20 protein-coding genes are annotated in these 19,151 nt (G+C 45.2%); 7 read left to right on the plus strand and 13 right to left on the minus strand.

Features of this window, described 5'->3' with window-relative positions; translation table 11 throughout:
* Nucleotides 1-6: 6 nt before the first annotated feature.
* The 13 genes from R8O10_RS15190 to R8O10_RS15250 are packed head-to-tail and all read right to left on the minus strand — an operon-like array spanning nt 7 to nt 11,614.
* A complete protein-coding gene (locus R8O10_RS15190; RefSeq protein WP_225473948.1) occupies nt 7-618 on the minus strand; it encodes a DUF3261 domain-containing protein in 612 nt (203 codons plus the stop codon).
* Complete coding sequence (locus R8O10_RS15195; protein ID WP_318191531.1) at nt 615-2,957, minus strand: MMPL family transporter; 2,343 nt, start codon at nt 2,955-2,957, stop codon at nt 615-617. Before R8O10_RS15195 ends, R8O10_RS15190 begins: the two co-directional genes overlap by 4 nt.
* Entirely contained in the window at nt 2,929-3,549 is a 621-nt protein-coding gene (locus tag R8O10_RS15200) for a LolA family protein (protein WP_017819935.1), read from the minus strand. Before R8O10_RS15200 ends, R8O10_RS15195 begins: the two co-directional genes overlap by 29 nt.
* On the minus strand, nt 3,549-3,995 hold the full coding sequence (locus R8O10_RS15205) for an acyl-CoA thioesterase (RefSeq protein ID WP_054702228.1): 447 nt from the start codon (nt 3,993-3,995) through the stop codon (nt 3,549-3,551). Before R8O10_RS15205 ends, R8O10_RS15200 begins: the two co-directional genes overlap by 1 nt.
* The gene (locus R8O10_RS15210) at nt 3,995-5,548 is read right to left on the minus strand and encodes an HAL/PAL/TAL family ammonia-lyase (protein ID WP_047102876.1); all 1,554 of its coding nucleotides are present in this window, start codon (nt 5,546-5,548) and stop codon (nt 3,995-3,997) included. Before R8O10_RS15210 ends, R8O10_RS15205 begins: the two co-directional genes overlap by 1 nt.
* On the minus strand, nt 5,532-7,238 hold the full coding sequence (locus tag R8O10_RS15215; protein WP_318191532.1) for a glycosyltransferase family 2 protein: 1,707 nt from the start codon (nt 7,236-7,238) through the stop codon (nt 5,532-5,534). The genes R8O10_RS15210 and R8O10_RS15215 overlap by 17 nt, the downstream gene beginning before the upstream one ends.
* Entirely contained in the window at nt 7,231-7,599 is a 369-nt protein-coding gene (locus R8O10_RS15220) for a hypothetical protein (RefSeq protein WP_021449611.1), read from the minus strand. The genes R8O10_RS15215 and R8O10_RS15220 overlap by 8 nt, the downstream gene beginning before the upstream one ends.
* 10 nt (nt 7,600-7,609) lie before the next feature.
* On the minus strand, nt 7,610-9,010 hold the full coding sequence (locus R8O10_RS15225) for an AMP-binding protein (protein ID WP_318191533.1): 1,401 nt from the start codon (nt 9,008-9,010) through the stop codon (nt 7,610-7,612).
* 4 nt (nt 9,011-9,014) lie between these two features.
* Entirely contained in the window at nt 9,015-9,575 is a 561-nt protein-coding gene (locus tag R8O10_RS15230) for a hypothetical protein (protein ID WP_025766967.1), read from the minus strand.
* Entirely contained in the window at nt 9,575-9,832 is a 258-nt protein-coding gene (locus R8O10_RS15235) for an acyl carrier protein (protein ID WP_025766966.1), read from the minus strand. The genes R8O10_RS15230 and R8O10_RS15235 overlap by 1 nt, the downstream gene beginning before the upstream one ends.
* A 15-nt stretch (nt 9,833-9,847) precedes the next feature.
* Nucleotides 9,848-10,108 (minus strand): phosphopantetheine-binding protein, encoded by a 261-nt coding sequence (locus R8O10_RS15240; protein ID WP_005382278.1) that lies wholly within the window; start codon nt 10,106-10,108, stop codon nt 9,848-9,850.
* Nucleotides 10,109-10,121: 13 nt separating this feature from the next.
* Nucleotides 10,122-10,889, minus strand: coding sequence for a lysophospholipid acyltransferase family protein (locus R8O10_RS15245; protein ID WP_005388305.1), 768 nt, complete (start codon nt 10,887-10,889; stop codon nt 10,122-10,124).
* A complete protein-coding gene (locus tag R8O10_RS15250) occupies nt 10,886-11,614 on the minus strand; it encodes a beta-ketoacyl synthase chain length factor (RefSeq protein WP_017819930.1) in 729 nt (242 codons plus the stop codon). The genes R8O10_RS15245 and R8O10_RS15250 overlap by 4 nt, the downstream gene beginning before the upstream one ends.
* A 76-nt stretch (nt 11,615-11,690) precedes the next feature.
* On the opposite strand from R8O10_RS15250, the gene R8O10_RS15255 reads away from it, so the two are divergent.
* From R8O10_RS15255 to R8O10_RS15285, 7 genes are all read left to right on the plus strand, one after another.
* Nucleotides 11,691-12,089, plus strand: a complete 399-nt coding sequence (locus tag R8O10_RS15255; RefSeq protein WP_005382272.1) for a hypothetical protein — start codon at nt 11,691-11,693, stop codon at nt 12,087-12,089.
* Nucleotides 12,090-12,116: 27 nt separating this feature from the next.
* Nucleotides 12,117-13,184, plus strand: a complete 1,068-nt coding sequence (locus R8O10_RS15260; protein ID WP_017634791.1) for a class I SAM-dependent methyltransferase — start codon at nt 12,117-12,119, stop codon at nt 13,182-13,184.
* A 7-nt stretch (nt 13,185-13,191) separates the two neighbouring features.
* On the plus strand, nt 13,192-14,436 hold the full coding sequence (locus R8O10_RS15265) for an NAD(P)/FAD-dependent oxidoreductase (protein ID WP_225466560.1): 1,245 nt from the start codon (nt 13,192-13,194) through the stop codon (nt 14,434-14,436).
* 210 nt (nt 14,437-14,646) lie between these two features.
* Nucleotides 14,647-15,387: a transglycosylase SLT domain-containing protein gene (locus R8O10_RS15270; protein WP_080276914.1), complete on the plus strand. Its 741-nt coding sequence runs from the start codon at nt 14,647-14,649 to the stop codon at nt 15,385-15,387.
* A gap of 99 nt (nt 15,388-15,486) precedes the next feature.
* A complete protein-coding gene (locus tag R8O10_RS15275; protein ID WP_256913588.1) occupies nt 15,487-16,695 on the plus strand; it encodes a DEAD/DEAH box helicase in 1,209 nt (402 codons plus the stop codon).
* 250 nt (nt 16,696-16,945) lie between these two features.
* The gene (locus R8O10_RS15280) at nt 16,946-17,608 is read left to right on the plus strand and encodes a potassium channel family protein (RefSeq protein WP_005388291.1); all 663 of its coding nucleotides are present in this window, start codon (nt 16,946-16,948) and stop codon (nt 17,606-17,608) included.
* Nucleotides 17,605-18,972, plus strand: coding sequence for a TrkH family potassium uptake protein (locus tag R8O10_RS15285; RefSeq protein WP_318191534.1), 1,368 nt, complete (start codon nt 17,605-17,607; stop codon nt 18,970-18,972). The genes R8O10_RS15280 and R8O10_RS15285 overlap by 4 nt, the downstream gene beginning before the upstream one ends.
* Nucleotides 18,973-19,151: the final 179 nt, after the last annotated feature.

Here is a 19,151-nt window from a genome sequence, read left to right on the forward strand (position 1 = left end):
TTGTTCTTAGTTAATCTGATGTTGCAGTGTTTGAATAGAAATTGAAAACTGATGTTTGAGGTGATGAAAATCAATCTTACCCTCTAACTTGTTAGAAGAGCTGTATTGAATCTCAATGATCTTTTCACCGCCGCTATCAAAGATGGCGCGAGAATTATTTTTATCAATAATTCGCCACCTTACCTCATTTAACGATCCTTCCCAAGCGGAACTCGGCCAGAGCGTGATCATCAAGTTAAATAATACCTGTTCTGGCTGCGGTAGCGAACCTTGTAAACCGTTGAGCACTTCGGTTTGAATTTGTTCTCCATCGTAAGACAGTGAGAGTACTCTCGTCCCCCAGGATGAGAAGCCTGCCAGCACCACTTCGTTGTTGATCACTTGCAGTTGTACCGGAAGTTGCTCAGATTTGGTTTTACCATCTATTGCCCAAGAAGCCGTAATTAACTGACTGGCAGACAACTGATAGCCCAAGCTTGCGGGAGTGGGCAAGCTAACTTGGGTGTGCTCGGCAATGTCGACCTGAGGCGTCGATTGGTGAGGGACCAAGCTGCATGCACTTAAAAACAGGCTCAGTGCGAATAACGTCGCGCAGCGAAAGGCGTGATTGAAAATCATGACGTCGTTTCCTCTGTTTTAATTGCAATCGGAGAGAGCAGCCAAGCGACAAAAATACCACTTAACACCGTTATGCCAAAACTGTGAATCGCGTGAGTTTGGCTGAGTGACAGCAATCCAAATGACAACACAGTGGTCATTGCCGAAAGGGTGATCGCCAATAGTGTGCTCACACTGCGGGCTTTCTCGGCAAAGAACAGAGTGTAATCGATCCCTATACCAAGAATGAGCACCAAGCCAAGCAAGTTGAACAGGTTTAATGTTGTTCCCATCGCGACAGCAGTTGCCAGACCGCAGGCGCAAGCAATCAATGATGGCAGTAAAACTCGGCAACTGTGTTGCAGACCGTACCGCTTGATTAATACCAGAAAGATCACAGCACTGGCGGCTGCCAATAGCTCTATGATTTTGATTCGGTATTCACCAAATAGGGTGGATATTTCTTCAGCTTTGTTTAGGTAGACAACATCAGACTGTGATTTGGCAAATGCCTTAACAACAGCGGAGTCTTGCAATTGGTTTAACACCACTACCGTTGCCGATTTTTCTTTAATTTTACCCAAATGAAGAAAACGTACAGGCGCTGATACCGGGTTTTGCAAGTACTGTTCAACCGTAACAGGGATAAAGTCGGCGTCCATTTTGGGCTTTTTACTTAAGCCCAGCCCGGAAGTAAGTGGGCTGGATTGTGTCGCGTAAAGATCGCGAATCAATTGATAGTCTTGTTGCTGACGTTCCACTGAGCTCAAGTAGCGGCTCAGGCTCTGGTAGCTTTCGATGGTGCTGTCCGCTTTCCACGCTTCTAATGTTGGCGTCAAAGACTCCAGCTTTTTCATTAGGTTTTCGTCATCGTCGGCGGTAACGACCAACATTTGCTGTGAAGATTGCATGCCACTGAGCGTCGTAATCAAGGTTTCTTGCTGCTTGAGATCGTTCGGCATCGTTTGCAGTAGACGAATGTCGTCATCGTAGTTCAATTGCAGCAAGAAAAAGCCACTCGCAACCACACATAACATCGGCAATCCGACTTTAATTCGAGGTTGATTCCAAAGCGTTAACCATTTCGCCAACAGTGATTGTCCCGGTAAAGTCGAAATGGTGCGCGATGGGTTACGAGCCAGTATCGGATACCAAGCCACCACGGTGATGTAAGCGGCAATCAGACCAATGGATGAAAACAGCGCAAGCTGCTGCAAACCAGGAAACGGTGCCACTAACATGCCCAAATAGCCGATCAAACTGGTGATTAAGCCCAGTGTGATCGCTATGAAAATATGCTTTAACCCTTGCTCGCTATCCCATTCATTTCCCGCCGCAAGACGTTCCGTTAGGTAGTGGAATGCGTAGTCGATAGACACACCGATTAAACTTGCGCCAAACACTAAGCTGAACAGATGGACTTTTCCAAAAATCCACGTCGTAACGGACAACGCAACGAGCAGACCAATGGTGATGGAAAGCAGTGCTAGGGACAGCGGCATCACACTCCGAAAGACCAGCAAGAACAATGCAATGATACCGAGTAGAGAGAATACACCGATGGTGCTGATCTCCGATTTTGCACTTTGCGTACCAAAGTCAGCGTAAAATAGAACGCCAGTATGTGCGACTTCAGCGCCATATTTCTGCGCGACGCCTTGTTCTAGCGCTTGAATATCAGGGACTGCAAGTTGCCCAGTTAGGCTATAAGGCGAGTCTTTTAGCTCGGCAGTAATAAGCAAGTATTGAGCACCGTCTTTTTCGACGGACAGATAGCCGTTATCCAATCGGAAAGAGGACGATTGCTGGGTAACTTGGCTCAAATAATCACGAAATAGCAAGAAAGGATCATTTTGTAACTCTTGCCCGGTCACTCCAGAAAACGGGTTGTACAGCGACTGAATCACATGCTGCACTTGCTGTTCTGGATTTTGGCTTAAACGCTCTCGTTGTTCAGGCGTCAGCAATTGGAAGCGGTGCTTAAAGTAGTAACTCGCCCAAGCTTGCTGCTCTTGAGGTGAGATTTTTCCCACCACATCGCGAAAATGATTACTCTGACGCAAACCCTTATCAAATTCAGCGGCTGCTGCAAAAAGGGCATTTTTGTCCGGCGCTGTGATCACGAAAATGACTTTGTCGCTCATACTTGCCGAGACCGACTCAAAGGCTTGCTCAGCCACCGGGTTTTGTTGGTTCTTCGGCAACAGTTTTAAAATGTTGGTCTCAATCGGAGATTCTGCACTCCAAACCCATTGTTTGAGTAGCAACGCGCCCGCTAAAACAACGAGATTGAGCCAAACCAGAGCAAAGGTGTGAGTGCCAAGACTGAGTTTAGAAACGGAATTGAGCGTCTTCGGCATCCGTGAGTTCCTGAGGTAGAGAGGTCTGGTTTGTAAACGTGATTTCGGTCTTATCGCCGCGCAGCTCTTGCAGGGTTAGGCGATCAATATGCGTTTTACCGGAAAGGGTGATGGCTTTAAACACCGCATTTAATGGTGACTGTTTGGGCACTAAAACGAGCTGCCACTGATTGTTCTCAACTGAAAAATCGAGTGTGAATTGTTCTTGCAGTGCAGAAGTATCCCCGTGGAACACGGATAAAAACACATGACTAAAGTAGAACGCCATTGGGTTTTCTTGTGCAGAGATCGTTTTCGGTGCTTGGTCGGCAAAAGTTTGACGAAGTTTGTTTTCCGTCAATACCAAATTGACTGCGAAAGGTTCTGTTTGTTGCCACAACAAGCCATGTGTTTTGCTCAGTGTGAACTGACCTTTAGAGGTTAGAGGTTGACTGAACATTTCCAGATGACGCTGCTGCGTAAAATCTCCGCGCACGATTTCATGCTGAGACAACTGCTGTTGAAGCGACGCCAAATCTGTTACGTTTGCTGTCGGTGTGGCCAGTGCTGGAACAGAAAATATCAACAAAAAAGAGAGTAACCACTTTTGCATTAGTTCAGGCTCCCATGGTTGTGCCATTGCTCTACTTTATCTAAAAAGATTGCCGGAGAAACAAAGCACATCTCTTGCTTTTCAATGGATACAGCGACTTGCGTTGTATGCGCTTTGCACATACGTTGATTCGTTTCGGCGTCGTAAATCACGTAATCCACACGTAAGCGGTTTTCCCACTCAGTGAGTTGCGCGGTAATACGAATGGTGTGATTAAACGGAATCGCCTTCACGTATTTAACGCGCGTATCGATGATCGGCCACATGTACCCAGAGTCTTGCATATCGCGATAGCTGTATTGGAGCTTCTCCATCAGCACACGACGCGCTTCTTCAAAATATCGAAAGAAGTTGCCGTGATAAATCACGCCCATCGGGTCAGCATCTTGGAATGAGGTGACCATAGTCACCTCCGCTTCTAATGGGTAGAGAACCTGCTCTTGCATTATACCTCCGCGTAGAGTGGCCAATGACGTTGCTGAATGCGTTCAATGAAATGACGCAAATCTTGTTCCAATGGGCGATCTTCAATCACAAATTCAAACTCGCTCAGTACTGCGTCACGAATTACTCGCAAACTCTGACTCATGTGGTGTTCGTCCAATTCGTTATGACGGCGACGAATCTCAACCGCTTGAACGCTTGCTAGGAGTGAAGCCGCAGCAACTTGCTCTGTTAACTCAAGTACGCGTAAGCAATCACGAGCCGCGATGGTGCCCATGCTCACTTTGTCTTGGTTGTGACATTCGGTTGAGCGAGAAAAAACGCTTGCTGGCATGGTGTTTTTCAACGCTTCTGCCGTCCAAGCTGAGATACCAATCTGAACCGCTTTAAAGCCGTGGTTGATCGGTTTACGCTCGCCTTCTGCACCGGTTAAGTTAAACGGCAGGCCGTTATTGAACTTGTAATCCATCAATTGCGCCATCTGACGATCCAGCAAATCAGCTAAGTTGGCAATGTTCACTTTCAACGTATCCATCGCCATTGCGATATGACCACCGTAGAAGTGACCGCCGTGCAGAACGCGCTCATTGTCGCCATCGATGATTGGATTGTCGTTGGCACTATTTAGTTCATTCTCAATCAATTGACGTAGCCAAGGCAGTGAGTCTTGCACCATGCCAATGACGTGTGGCGCACAACGCAGCGAGTAACGATCTTGCAGTCGGTCGCTATTGCGTGGCGGACGCTCAGCATTGAGATCATCACGCAGCCAAGCCGCAACTTGCTGTTGACCAGGATGAGGTTTTACCGCAAACAACGCTTCATCAAAGTGGAAGTCATTACCTTGCATACCCACAGAGACCATCGCGGTAATCTTGGTGCAAAGCTGCGCTAGGTATTCTGCACGTTTGTAGGCAAGACAGGCGAGGGCTGTCATCACGGATGTACCGTTCATTAACGCCAAACCTTCTTTTGGTTTTAGGCGAATTGGCTCAATGCCCAGCTCTGCAAACACTTCTTGTGTTGGTCGCACATCACCTTTGTAAAGCACTTCACGTTCGCCAATTAAGGTCGCCGCTAGGTAAGACAGAGGCGTTAAATCGCCACTTGCGCCCACCGAGCCCTCTTGTGGAATACGCGGCGCAATGTCGTGGTTGATAAGCGTAACGATTTGGTTCAACAGATCGTGAGACACGCCAGATACGCCTTGCGACAATGAACATAAACGTGTTGCCAGCACCGCACGAGCTTGCTCATGAGAAAGGATTTGACCTAAGCCACAACCATGGAAGCGTGTAAGGTGCAACGGAAGTTCATCCACAAGAGCGGGTGGAATCGCCACAGTACATGAATCGCCGTAACCCGTGGTCACGCCGTAAATAACGCCTTCTTCCTTCAGTAATCGTTCCAGAAACGCCACGCCACGATCAATTTTCGCGGTAAATTCTGGCGAGGTGTTCATGTGTGCCTTTGCACCTTGAGCAATGGCAACGACATCTTCGATGGTTAAAGATTGGGCACCAAAAGTGATGTTGTGATTATTGTTGTTTGTCATGTGGCTGATTACTTAAAGTCCAGAAGTTAAAAAAGTTGTACCACTGTAACGGCGCTTGCAGTGTGTGGTGTTCTAATCTTTGTGCGTACTGTTGAACAACGCGTTCTAGTGCCTGCTGACGCTCCTTGCGTGGTAGCGTGACTTGGTCACTAAAGTGTTCAAAGTACACATTAAAATGCGGAGTGTTCGCTTCATCGTCGCGTAGGCCGAAGAGTAAGTAAACCGGCGCTTTTAATACCGAGGCTAGCATGAATGGGCCTTGCGGGAATGGTGCAGGTTTACCAAGAAAATCTGCCCAAACGACACGATTTTCTTTGCTGGTGGAAGTGCGATCGCCAACGATCACCACCCATTCGCCTTGCTCGATTTTTTGTTGAAGCAGAATCGCGGTGTCTGGTCCCATTGAGCTGACTTGAATCAGATTCAGTTCCGAATTTGGGTTTACCGCCTTCATTACCGCATTAAATTGTTCAGCGTGTTGGGTAAATACCAAGGCATTGATTTTGACATGAGAGTGTCGACGACCAAGCGCGCGGCAGAGTTCGATATTGCCAAGGTGCGAGCCTAAAATGAGCACGCCTTGTTTTTTCTGCGCCATCTCTTCGAAATGATGCTGGCCGTGAATGGTTAGGTTGTCGACATTAAAGTCACCTTGCCATGCTGCCAGTTTGTCGAGCATGGTACGCCCAAAAGAAAGCAGATGATGATAGCTGTCCAACTGTTTTGGTAGTGAGATGTTCTGCTGCGCTGCGTAGCGCTGTAAGTTTTGCAGGTAAACCTCAGACGCTTCACGGGCAGATTTACCCGTGAAGTGGTAGTAGCGCATGACTAGCTTTAAAATCAGGTCGAACGCTTTTCTACCGAACAAGCGGTAAACCGCGAGCAAGGTTTTGATGCCTAAAATCGTGCCTTGTTCTTTTCGTTTCGACCAGTGGGCATTACTGTCATCTGTGTTTTGGCGCTTTCTGGCGAGTAGCGAAGGAATGCGCGGCAACATGCCAAAAAATAGGCGAGTGTGCATCCAGCTTATCTTGACGTTGTCCCACAATGCGTCGAAGTGGGAAATGCCACCTTCAGGGTAGATCACGCGCGTTGGAACAAAATCAATATCGACGCCTTCCCAGTACATTCGCACCAGAATTTCGATATCAAAATCCATGCGTTTGCCGATGTTGTACTTGTTCAACACGGCGACCGTTTTCGCCACTGGGTAGGCGCGAAAACCGCACATGCTGTCTTTGATAGACAGTGACAAGGTTTCTATCCACACCCAAACGTGCGTAGCGTAGCGACCATACAAACGGGATTTAGGTACGCTCTCGTCGTATATCGGTTGGCCCGAAATCAGGTTATCTGGTTTTGTTTCGCTGGCGCTGAGCAATTTCGGCAATGCTTCTAGGTCGTGTTGACCGTCTGCGTCGATTTGAATGGTGTGCGTAAAACCAAGCTGGTGAGCTTGATGTAGGCCAGCCATCACCGCGCCACCTTTGCCTTGGTTTTCACTCAAACTAATCAGTTTTATCAGCCCTTGCTTGCTCAAAGCAGAAAGCGCTTGTTTGGTGTCTTCATTGCTGCCGTCGTCAACGGCCAGCACTGGCAAAGCGAAAGAGGATAACGACGCAACCACGTCTGCAATTGTGCTGCCGTGGTTGTAGCAAGGAATTAAAAAGCAGGGACGATAATCACTCACGTGACTCACCCAGTTTCATTTTTCCTGACGAGTGAGTCACCAAGGTTTCACCGTTTTTCGATGTGTACTTAAAGGTCAATTTCTCGCGCTCATTGTCCCAAGAGAGTGAGAGACAAACGTCGGCGTTTGGCAGAATCGGCTCTTGAAATTTGATGACTTCCATTCCTTTAAATACCTTGGGAGTGTTCAAATATTGAACGGCGTAGAACAACGCCCAGTCAATTTGAGTGACGCCGGGTAAAAGAGGAAAGTGACTGAAATGACCTTGGAAATCTAAGATGTCAGCATCCACACGCAGCGAAAGCTCCGCGGTGTGGTCACTCACTTCAATATTCTGAATGGTTGGTTTTCTTTTATCCATGTTACTAGCTTTATTGGAATAGTTTTTCAATTTCAGCAACTTGGCGTTTGCCTTGGCTGTTCAATGGAATTTCGTCGACCACTCGGAATTTTCTCGGGATAGCGATCGGTTCTAGCCAATTGCGCAGTGCCTTGCGAAGCTCAAGCCAAAATTTGCCTTTACCAAGTTCATTAAGCACATCGCTGCCTTTATCGTTAAGTACGATGATCGAGACTAACGTGAGGCGACCAGATTCTTCCATTGGGATCACCACGCTTTCTTGAACCCACGGCAATTGATCTAAACGTTTTTCCACTTCCACAAGGGAAATACGCTTTTCTTCGACTTTGACGATTCGGTCAGTGCGTCCACGCAATTCAAAAGAAATACTATCATGGAAATAGCATTCATCCGCAGTTTGGTACCAAGTGTTTTCATCAATGTGTGGCGAGCGGAGCTTTAAACAATTTTCATGGTTAAGCTCGGCTTCAACACCAGGGAATAACGTCCAGGGAGTACTGGCTTCGTGCTGCTGACGGTAAGCAATGCCGCCGGTTTCTGTGCTGCCAAAAACTTCAATAGGAAGTGACCCAAACAACTGCTGGCTGTGCTGCGCCGCTTGGTTTGGCAAGGGGCCACCAGAAGAAAATACACACCGAATCGCAACCGGATCGTGCTCTTCACTGAGTCGTTTAAGTAACGCAGGGCTACTTACTAGCGTGGTGTCAGCATCGGCGTGATGGACAATTTGCTCTGGGAACTCTAGGTTGTGTGCTGAAAATGGACGTGCAGAGCACAAAGGCCACAATACGCGGAACAGCAAGCCGTAAATGTGTTGATGAGAAACGGTGCTTTCAACGCGTGTGTTGGCAACTGTGTCGCCCCATAGGTTATCTAGAATAGAAACTTCGATATCGAGCTGTTTAAGCGTTTTTGCAATGGCTTTTGGTGTGCCGCTTGAACCCGAAGTGAATAGCGTTACCGGTATTTCCGCTAGGTTTAATTCTCGCCAAAAATAAGGTTGTTTGGCCTCTGGCTCGTTAATCACGGTGGTTTCTAGCAATGATTGAGCTTCGATCAAAAGCGAGCTCACCAGTTCTGGAACCGAGACATCGGCATCATGCAGCAACAAATCGTAGTGCTCACTGAGCTCTTTGAGTGCTTCTGGTTGGTAATTACCAGGTAATACAATGGATTTTCCTGCATAACAACAAGCAAAAAAGCCAACGGCAAACAGGTAGCTGTTGCCAAAACACAACGCAATGTTTTGCGTTGGTTGGGTTTCTAACTGCTGAGCAAGTGTTGCGACGTGCTGCTGGAAATCACCCCACGTGATAACCGTGTCGCGCTCGTAAGAGACTGGGGATTGCTCAGACCTCTCTGCGATGAACAAGGTCGCTAGGGAGGTAAAGCTCGAATACGTTGTATTCATACGATTAGTGTTCCTTTCGAACAAATTGACGCACGATCCATTCTCCAGCGAACAAGCCACCAGCAAGTAAGTAGCTGATGAGGCCGTTATAAAGCGTCCATATTTTTACTGGTAGGAAACAGGTATAGAGTGCAACAGCAGCGTTGAGCGTAAAAAAGGCGCACCAAACCATCGTCACTTTGCGAGTGTAAGCCACACCACTAGCCGGAAGGTCGGGTTCTTGCAAGCGAGCAAGCCTCTCTATGATCGATTGCGGCTGTTTTAAGCTCAGTCCAAATACACACAGCATACATACATTGACAACGACAGGGTAAAACTGAAGCCACCCATGTTGTTTAAACACCATGCCAAGCGTAATTAGGACAATGCCAACAGCGCCCGTAACGAGCGCCAAGAACTTAAACTCTTTTAGTGGGGTCTTATTTGCGACGAAAACACGCAAAAGTAACGCAGCAATTAACAAGCCCCCAACTAAGTTCAAGCCAAATTTATCTATACCGAAATAGACGGCGAAGGGGTAGGCAAACAGTACAATTGCAGACAGACCAGTCAGCAATTGGCGCATTAACTTTCCTTCAATAACTCAGTAACAGCGTTAACCACATCGTCGACGGTTCTTACTGTACTAAACTCTGCCGGCTTGATTTTTTTGCCAGTGACATTCTGTAGGTGTACGACCAAATCAACGGCGTCAATGCTATCAAGATCGAGATCTTGGTATAAGTGCGCATCTGATTGAATGTCGGCTGCATCAATTTCGAACAGCTCAACAAGCGCATCTTTAACTTGTTCAAATACTTGATCTTTATTTACATCAGTCATGAATATACCTACAACTTATTCATTAGTTTGAGAAGAAACGTATTTCGCTAGATTTGCTACAGACGCAAAGTGTTCGCGCGTATTTGAGTCGTCGGCATCAATAACGATGTTGTATTGTTTTTTTATTGCGAGTCCAAGCTCAAGCGCGTCGATAGAATCTAAGCCAAGTCCATCACCAAAAAGTGGTGCATCCGTTTCAATATCATCTACGGTTAAATCTTCAAGGTTTAAAGCATCAATAATAAGTTGCTTAATGTCGTTGTGTAACTGTTCCACTGGGACCTGCTTATTAATAAAAGTTTTCTGGAAAAATGTTTTCAGCTAGGTGCTGTTGTAAGCGTCGCGCCGCTATTGTCGGCGACGTAGTTTGCTTTATAAAGGGGGTAATCTCAACTTTATCCTTAACTTCAACCCTGAAAAAGGGCTTTGTTGCCGGTACTTGATACCATTTTTTCTCTTTTGTGAGGAAACTTGGCGTTACCGTAATATGGACAACTCTTAAATCTCGTTCTGTTCTTACCGCAATTTGTGCTGCACCGCGTTGTAATTTCGGCTCTACACCTGGTGTTGTTCTTGTTCCTTCAGGAAATATAAGCAACACGTTGCCTTTGTTAAATCGCTCATCACAAAGTGCTAATAAATCATCCGGTGCTTCATTGGGAATATATCCGGCTGCTTTTACGATGTGCTTCATAAAAGGATTCGACCATATTGCCGATTTTACTAAACAGTCGCAGCGATTTAATTGTGAAGCAATGAGAACGTAATCGATTAAACTAGGGTGGTTGGCAACAATTAAACAATTACGATCTTGTTGAAGAATATCGGCACCAATAATTTGATAATCGATTGCGCCACTTAGCTTCATCAATTTACAAAATGTGTTGAATGAATATCGAATCGCACCCTGAACTTTATATTCGCGTTCCGTTTGGTCTGAAACAAAAATACGAATGGTCGGAATAACAATGAAACTCAGTACTAAACCACCTAACCCAAATACTGAAAAACAAAAGCCTGTTGCTAGCACACGCCAATACTGATTTAAGCGAGTCATTTTTTGTGCCATTCCCAAGCTTGTTGCGGAGCGAAAATAGTCCACTGGCTTTTATCTAACAAGTATTGTTGCAAAAATACTAAACCTTGAGGAAGAGGATGACCGGAACGTTCTGCGTTTATGGAGCTTTGTATCGCGAACTTGTCTCCATGAGAAAGTATTAAGCCAAGTCCAAACCCTTGGTATTGTTGGTTTTCATATTCTAAATAAGAGTCAGGCATAGGCTCATCAAAATCAACAAGCAGTACTTTTTTGTCAGGATTGTCGGACAAAAACAGCCATGCTTCTAATATTGCGCTTTGGAATGTGTTTTCTGCCGCAGCGATAGAAGTTAGGGGAATGGGTTGTTTAGTTGCGATAGTGGCAAGCCCTGCGGCGGTATTGTGCACCGATTGAGAAAAAGCCATCGGAGACGCCTCTTCTCCATTAATTATATCTTCAACTAGTGCGACGCTGCGATGCAGTTCACCATGACGGCTTGAAAATACAAGGTAATCAACTTGATGTTGATTAAGCATTTCGATTGCAGTTTGTACCGCCAGTTTACTGAGTGGGCTCATTCTTCTGCGCATCATCGCAGGAATATTTGCAACATTGATTTTGCCATCTTCTGGCCATTTTATCTCTGTTGCCCATTGTTTCCATTCATTGGATTCGGATAAACCGAATGAATTCGCTGTCCACGCATCAATATTGAACGAAATGTTGATCTTCGAGTTTGGCATATTGGGTTAAATTGTTTATTTTACAGCTCGATACAAATTGGGGTTGACCCAAATTCACAATAAAAAGGAAATTATCATGTCGCGTTTTAAGCTGTATGTCTCGTTATTATTAACTTTGCTTCTTGTTGGTTGTGGACGAGTACAACCTGTAATGAATGTGGAGGATACTCCAGTTGCTTATGATCTTCAAAATAAACAAGTAAAAATGGCCATAGTGCAATCAGCAACTAACCGAGGCTGGACGATCGAAGAAGTAAGCCCTGGTGTTCTTATTGCAAAAATCCACGTTCGTAAACACTCTGCAGAAGTAAAAATCCCATACAATAATAAATATTACTCAATTATTTATCTCAACTCAGTAAATCTCAAAGCAAGTGATGGCAAAATCCACCGCAATTACAATCGTTGGGTAAACAACTTGAATGTTGATATTCAGCGAGCTATTGCATTGTTGGGCAATCAATCTCAACAATAAAACTATTAATTGCAGTTAGGTTTTTCCGTGTTAAATCAAAATAATGACCCTTTTAATGCTTTTGAAGCGAAGACAGAAGCTCAGAAGTTATCTTTTGCACCAATCGTGTTCCAGACCGCCAAAACGCTTCGAGATTTAGGTATTTTAGCCGCTTTAGACAGCGCTGGCGCTCAAGGCATGAGTGCCACAGATATTGCCGAGAAAACGGGAGTATCAGAATATGGTGTTAAAGTACTGTTGGATATGGCGATTAGTGCGCATATTGTTTTATGGGAACGACCTAACTATTCGCTTGCAAACCTTGGTTTTTACCTTCTTCATGATGGTATGACGAATGCAAACATGGATTTTACGGCAGATGTTTGTTACGCCGCGATGATGCATTTGACGGAAGCAATTCAAGAAGGTAAACCGTCAGGTTTGAAAGAGTTGGGCAATTGGGAGACCATTTATCAAGGTCTATCGACGTTACCAGAACAAGCCAAACAGAGCTGGTTTAAGTTCGATCATTTCTATTCGGATCGCTCGTTCCCACTTCTGCTTAAAGAGGTATTTGCAAGGAAGCCAAAGCATCTTGTGGATATTGGCGGAAATACGGGAAAATGGGCGATTCAGTGTTGTAAACATGACCCTGACGTTCAAGTGACGATTGTTGATTTACCGCAGCAATTAGAAGTAGCGATGAAGAATGTTTCAGAAAACCAGTTCGTCGAGCGTGTACGTCCATACCCTGCAAACATGCTTGATAAAGCACAAACATTGCCTGAGCATGCTGACGTATGGTGGATGAGCCAGTTCTTGGATTGCTTTTCCCCAATTGAGATCCTCAATATCCTTAAAAAAGTTAAAGCCCAGTTAACGAAGGGAGATACTATTTACGTATTGGAGCTGTTTTGGGATGCTCAAAAATACGCGGGAGCTTCCTATAGCCTTAATGCCACTTCTCTTTATTTTACCTGTTTAGCTAACGGTAATAGTCGCTTTTATCGCAGTGATGATTTCTTAGAAATTGTCGAAGCGGCAGGTTTATCTGTCGTTGAAAGAACCGACAATATTGGCCTTGGTCATACCTTATTAAAACTACAAGCAAACTAAATTCAGAATGAAAATAGAGCTCAAGCAAGTTGTTGTCGTAGGAGCGGGGCCATCAGGTTCAACCGTTTCTGCCTTATTAAAATCGCGTGGCATAGATGTTGTTGTCTTAGAAAAAGCGACTTTTCCACGTTTTTCCATAGGAGAAAGCCTACTCCCTGCATGTATGGAAGTTGTTGAACAAGCAGGAATGACTCATGCAGTAAAGCAGTTTGGTTTCCAGTATAAAGATGGTGCTGCATTTCGTCGTAATGGCGTATACACCCAGTTCGACTTTACAAACAAATACACTCCAGGACCGGGCACGACGTTTCAGGTTCAACGTGCCAACTTTGATAAAGTATTGGCAGATAGCGCTGAAGAGCAAGGCGTAGAGATTCGCTATCAGCATGAGCTGCTCAACCTAGTGTTTGAAGGGAAAAAGTCTCGATTAGAAGTGCTCGACTCAAATAAGAAGGCTTATCAAATTGAAGCAGATTTTGTGTTGGATGCAAGTGGCTTTGGGCGTGTTTTGCCACGCTTGTTGGAGCTAGAAGAACCTTCTTGTCTTCCGCCTAGAAAAGCGATCTTTACCCATATCGAAGATCATATCTCTCCCCAAGAGCCGGAATACGATCGCAACAAAATTTTAATTTCAGTTCATCCTGAAAATCACGACGTATGGTACTGGCTAATTCCATTTTCTAATGGTACTTGTTCGTTTGGTGTGGTGGGTGAGCCAGAATTTTTCGAACAATACCCAGAAGATAAGATTGCAGCGTTGCAGCAGTTAGCCAATGAAGAGCCGGGTTTGGCTTCTTTGTTGCGAAATGCGAATTACCCGAATCCAGCAGGCGAGTTGGGTGGCTATTCTGCTAACGTCAAACGTTTAGCGACAGAGCACTACGCGTTGCTTGGTAATGCTGGTGAGTTTCTTGATCCTGTATTTTCATCGGGTGTCACTATCGCCATGAAATCGGCAGAGTTTGCAGCGGACTGCGTGGTTCGTCAGCTGAATGGTGAAAAGGTTGATTGGCAAGAAGAGTACTCGCAACGCTTAATGGTGGGAGTGAACACATTCCGCACTTATGTGGAAGGCTGGTACAACGGCACGTTGCAAGATGTGATTTTCTATCAAAACCCGAACCCACGTATTAAACAGATGATTAGTGCGATTTTGGCTGGATATGCTTGGGATACGAATAATCCTTACGTAAAACAAAGTGAGCAGCGTTTGTCGACGCTTGCAGAACTGGTTCGGGAAGCTGAACTGTAAGAATATACATTCGCTTATCCGAGAATCAGTAAGCCCAGGTCTTACCAAAAAATTGGTAAGACCTTTTTAATGCCTCCCTACTTTTATTTCTAGCGTGTTGGAGACACATTGACCACTTACATCGGTGTGTATCGAATTTGAGAATTTTTATGGTGACATTGATCACATCTAGAATTCCTGTTGCTGATATTTATATTAAATTTGTAGGAAATGGATTACATTCTGGGAGTGTTCCCTACATCCGGCTTCGTTGTGAAAACGGTTTATAAGCAACTGTATAAGTTAGTAAAGTTCCAAAAACTACATCAAAAAAAAGACAAGTTTCTTACCAAATCAATTCGCTTGGTGAGTTCGAGCCATCGACTACGCCAAACGCTTCCTCTACTTTCTAAAATTGTCGAAGAACATGACGCATCAACGGTCTCTTCGATTGCAGATCCCGAGAACGCGGTAGCGTGGGGAGGTAAAGTTTCTCCAGAGTTCAAATCTAAAGTCATCCGTATTAGTAAAGAGCTAAAGATCAATCCTAATCATCTTATGGCGTGCATGGCATTTGAAACTGCTGAAACTTTCAGTCCAAGCATCAAAAATGGTTCCGGAAGCGGGGCTACAGGGTTAATTCAATTTATGCCCTCTACTGCAGAGTCATTAGGAGTGAACACAAAGACTCTTGCGAGAATGAGCGCGCTTGAACAACTTGACTATGTGAAAGCGTACTATTGGCCCTATCGAAATAAAATTAATAGCTTAGAAGATGCTTACATGGCCATTCTCTACCCTGCTGCGATTGGTAAACCGCCGTCTTTCGTTTTGTTCAGACAAGGCTCAATTGCCTATCGACAGAATGCAGGTATCGACCGCCACAAAACGGGGAAAATCACGCTTAATGATGTTTCCTACAAAGTGAGGCAAAAATTAGAAAAAGGTTTGCAGCCCAATTTCATGGGCTAAGATTGTGTCATGTTCCTAGTTTTTCGCGCATGAATCCTTCTGTTACTTCACGGGGATTCTGATACACTACGCGCCCATTTCCTCTGTTGAGACCTTTCTATGCCATTTTCTAAGCTTGGTTTAAGCGCATCGATTGCTGATGCAGTAAAAGCGCTAGGTTATGAAAAACCCACTTCTATCCAACAAAAAGCCATTCCTATCGTATTGCGTGGCCGCAATTTAATTGCAGCAGCGCAAACGGGCACAGGTAAAACGGCCAGTTTTGTTCTGCCAATCTTAGAAAAGCTTAGTCGAGGCGAAACGCAACGTAAAAAACGCGCTCGGGCGATTATCCTAACGCCAACACGCGAACTTGCGCTTCAGGTTCATCAAAGTATTGAAGCTTATGGTAAAAACTTACCATTACGCTCAATGGCGATGTTTGGTGGTGTGGATTATGCACCACAAAAACAAGCCTTGATCGAGGGTGTCGATATTGTGGTAAGCACGCCTGGGCGCTTGATTGATCTGTACGGTCAACGCGCGATTCACTTTGATGAAGTGGAAATGCTAGTGCTTGATGAAGCCGACAAAATGTTGGATATGGGATTCATCGATGCGATCGACAAAATCGTCGACTGTATGCCAGAACATGTGCAAAGTTTGCTGTTCTCAGCGACGTTATCTAACCCTGTTCGTGACTTGGCGAAAAATGCGATTATTGATCCTGAAGAGATCACGATTGCAAAGCACAGTGCCTCAAAATCAAATATTAAACAGTGGATCACGACCGTCGATAAAGACATGAAGTCGTCGCTGCTAAGTCACTTGCTTAAAGAAAGTGACTGGTCGCAAGTACTGGTATTTATTGAAACTAAACACGGCGCAGCCAAACTGGTAAGCCAACTTGAGAAACGTGGCATTGTGGCAGAAGCATTCCACAGTGGCCGTAATCAGCGTGTTCGCCAGGAATTAATAGAAAAGTTTAAAGCGGGTGAAATCCAGTACTTAGTCGCAACCGGCGTTGCTGCGCGCGGTATTGATATTGATAATCTGCCAGTTGTCATCAACTACGATTTACCTTACCCAGCGGATGAGTATGTACATCGTATTGGTCGTACAGGTCGTGCTGGCGCGAAAGGTGAGGCGATATCACTGGTTTCAAAAGACGACTTTAAGAACCTCTGCATGATTGAAAGTCGTTTAGGGCACTTGCTAGAGCGAGTGGAAATTGAAGGTTTTGCGCCAAGAAAGCCAGTACCAATTTCAATTTTAAATTACGTGCCTAAGAATAAACGTAAACCGCACGATAAGCGCGAATCAAAATAGCCAGTTTATCCCATGATCTAAAAGCCGCATTCTTGCGGCTTTTTGCGTTTTAAGGCATCCAATTATGTAGCCATCGCGACGGTTTCTATTCGGTAATGAGGAAAAAAGTTAATCAGTGTCATACGCTTAACACGTAAAGTGAATCAAGGTGCGTTAAGCTTTTGTCAATTATCTGTCCGCAGGTTTGCACAAGGTAAGGAATGGGCGCAAACTTTTTTGCTTGCTAATGAATGCATAAGATGGGGCACAAATGAAAACAGGTGATAAGCAATTCGCCGTTATTGGTCTTGGCCGATTTGGTTTGGCAGTGTGTAAAGAGTTACAAGATTCAGGCGCTCAAGTTTTAGCCGTTGACATCAACGAAGACAGAGTTAAAGAAGCCGCCAGTTTTGTTAGTCAGGCGGTTGTGGCTAACTGTACTCACGAAGAGACGGTTGCTGAGCTCAAACTTGATGATTACGACATGGTGATGATTGCCATCGGAGCGGATGTCAATGCCAGTATTCTTGCGACATTGATTGCTAAAGAGGCGGGAGTAAAGTCAGTATGGGTTAAAGCCAACGACCGCTTCCAAGCTCGTGTTCTGCAAAAAATTGGCGCAGACCACATTATCATGCCTGAGCGTGACATGGGGATACGTGTCGCGCGTAAAATGCTCGATAAACGGGTTCTTGAGTTCCACCCATTAGGCAGTGGCTTAGCTATGACGGAGTTTGTGATTGGCTCTCGTTGGATGGGTAAGACACTAAGTGATTTGGCTCTGTGCAAAGTCGATGGCGTGCAAGTGCTAGGGTTTAAACGGGGCCCAGAAATTACCAAGGCACCTGACCTTAATACCACACTAGAAATTGGTGACCTAATTATTGTGGTCGGCCCTCAAGATGCGCTCGCAAATAAATTAAAATCGCTATGACGTATTTTCATCAGAAAGGTGTTTTTTACGCACCAGATGGTAAACAAGAGAAAGCGAAAGGCAACGAACCGCGAATTATATTGCTCAGTTTTCTCGGTGTTTTACTGCCTTCTGCGGTATTGCTAACCTTGCCAGTTTTTTCTGTTACGAGCCTGTCGATAACGGATGCTTTGTTTACTGCAACGTCCGCTATTAGTGTGACAGGGCTTGGTGTTGTCGATACTGGGCAACACTTTACGCTTGCGGGTAAAATCTTGCTGATGTTTTTAATGCAAATCGGCGGGTTGGGGCAGATGACGTTGTCGGCAGTCTTACTCTATATGTTCGGCGTGCGTTTGAGTTTGCGTCAACAAGCGCTGGCGAAAGAAGCATTAGGGCAAGATCGGCAAGTCAATCTAAACCGACTAGTAAAGCGGATTGTTGTTTTCGCGCTTGTTGCAGAAACGGTCGGGTTTATTTTTCTCTCTATCCGCTGGGTCCCTGAAATGGGCTGGCAGACTGGTATGTTTTACGCCTTGTTTCATGCAATTTCTGCATTTAACAACGCTGGGTTCGCGCTGTTTTCTGACAGTATGATGAGCTTTGTGAATGATCCGTTGGTTATCTTTACACTGGCGGGGCTATTCATTTTTGGCGGGCTTGGTTTTACTGTTGTGGGTGACATCTGGCTAAACTGGCGCAAAGGTTTCCACTTTTTGCATCTTCACACCAAAATCATGCTGATTGCGACACCGATATTGCTCTTAGTCGGAACGATGATGTTTTGGTTACTTGAGCGAAGCAACCCAAACACAATGGCGTCTTTACCTGCAGCAGGGCAATGGTTGGCGGCATTCTTTCAATCTGCGAGTGCTCGAACGGCAGGGTTTAATAGTGTTGACTTGGCGTTGTTTACTCAGCCGGCCTTACTGGTCATGATTGTTCTGATGTTAATTGGAGCGGGTTCCACCTCAACGGGGGGCGGTATTAAAGTTTCCACATTTGCTGTTGCGTTTATGGCTACGTGGACCTTTTTACGCCAAAAGAAACATGTGGTTATGTTTAAGCGAACCATAAATTGGCAAACTGTGACTAAGTCATTGGCAATTATCGTTGTGAGCGGAGCCATCCTGACAAGCGCAATGTTTTTATTGATGCTTACCGAGAAGGCCAGCTTTGATAAGGTTATGTTTGAAACCATTTCCGCATTTGCCACAGTGGGGCTCACCGCCGGTTTGACTGCGGAACTTTCTGAACCTGGTAAATACATTATGATCGTGGTGATGATCATTGGTCGTATTGGGCCGCTCACGCTTGCCTACATGTTGGCACGTCCTGAACCTACCTTGGTCAAATACCCAGAAGACGCCGTTCTTACAGGTTAATATAGCGTTAAACAATGGCCGCGCGACCATTACGAGCATTGATTAATAGCAGTGCTCGTACATTTATAGAATATGTGGAATGTTGCCCAATTTTACCTACAAATTCGTAGAAGTTCATTTCTTCTTCCTTTCGTTTCGATACTATTCATTCACTCAATTTATATTCTCAGAAGCTACGC

The organism is Vibrio sp. 1727 (assembly GCF_033344415.1).
Classification (GTDB): domain Bacteria; phylum Pseudomonadota; class Gammaproteobacteria; order Enterobacterales; family Vibrionaceae; genus Vibrio; species Vibrio alginolyticus.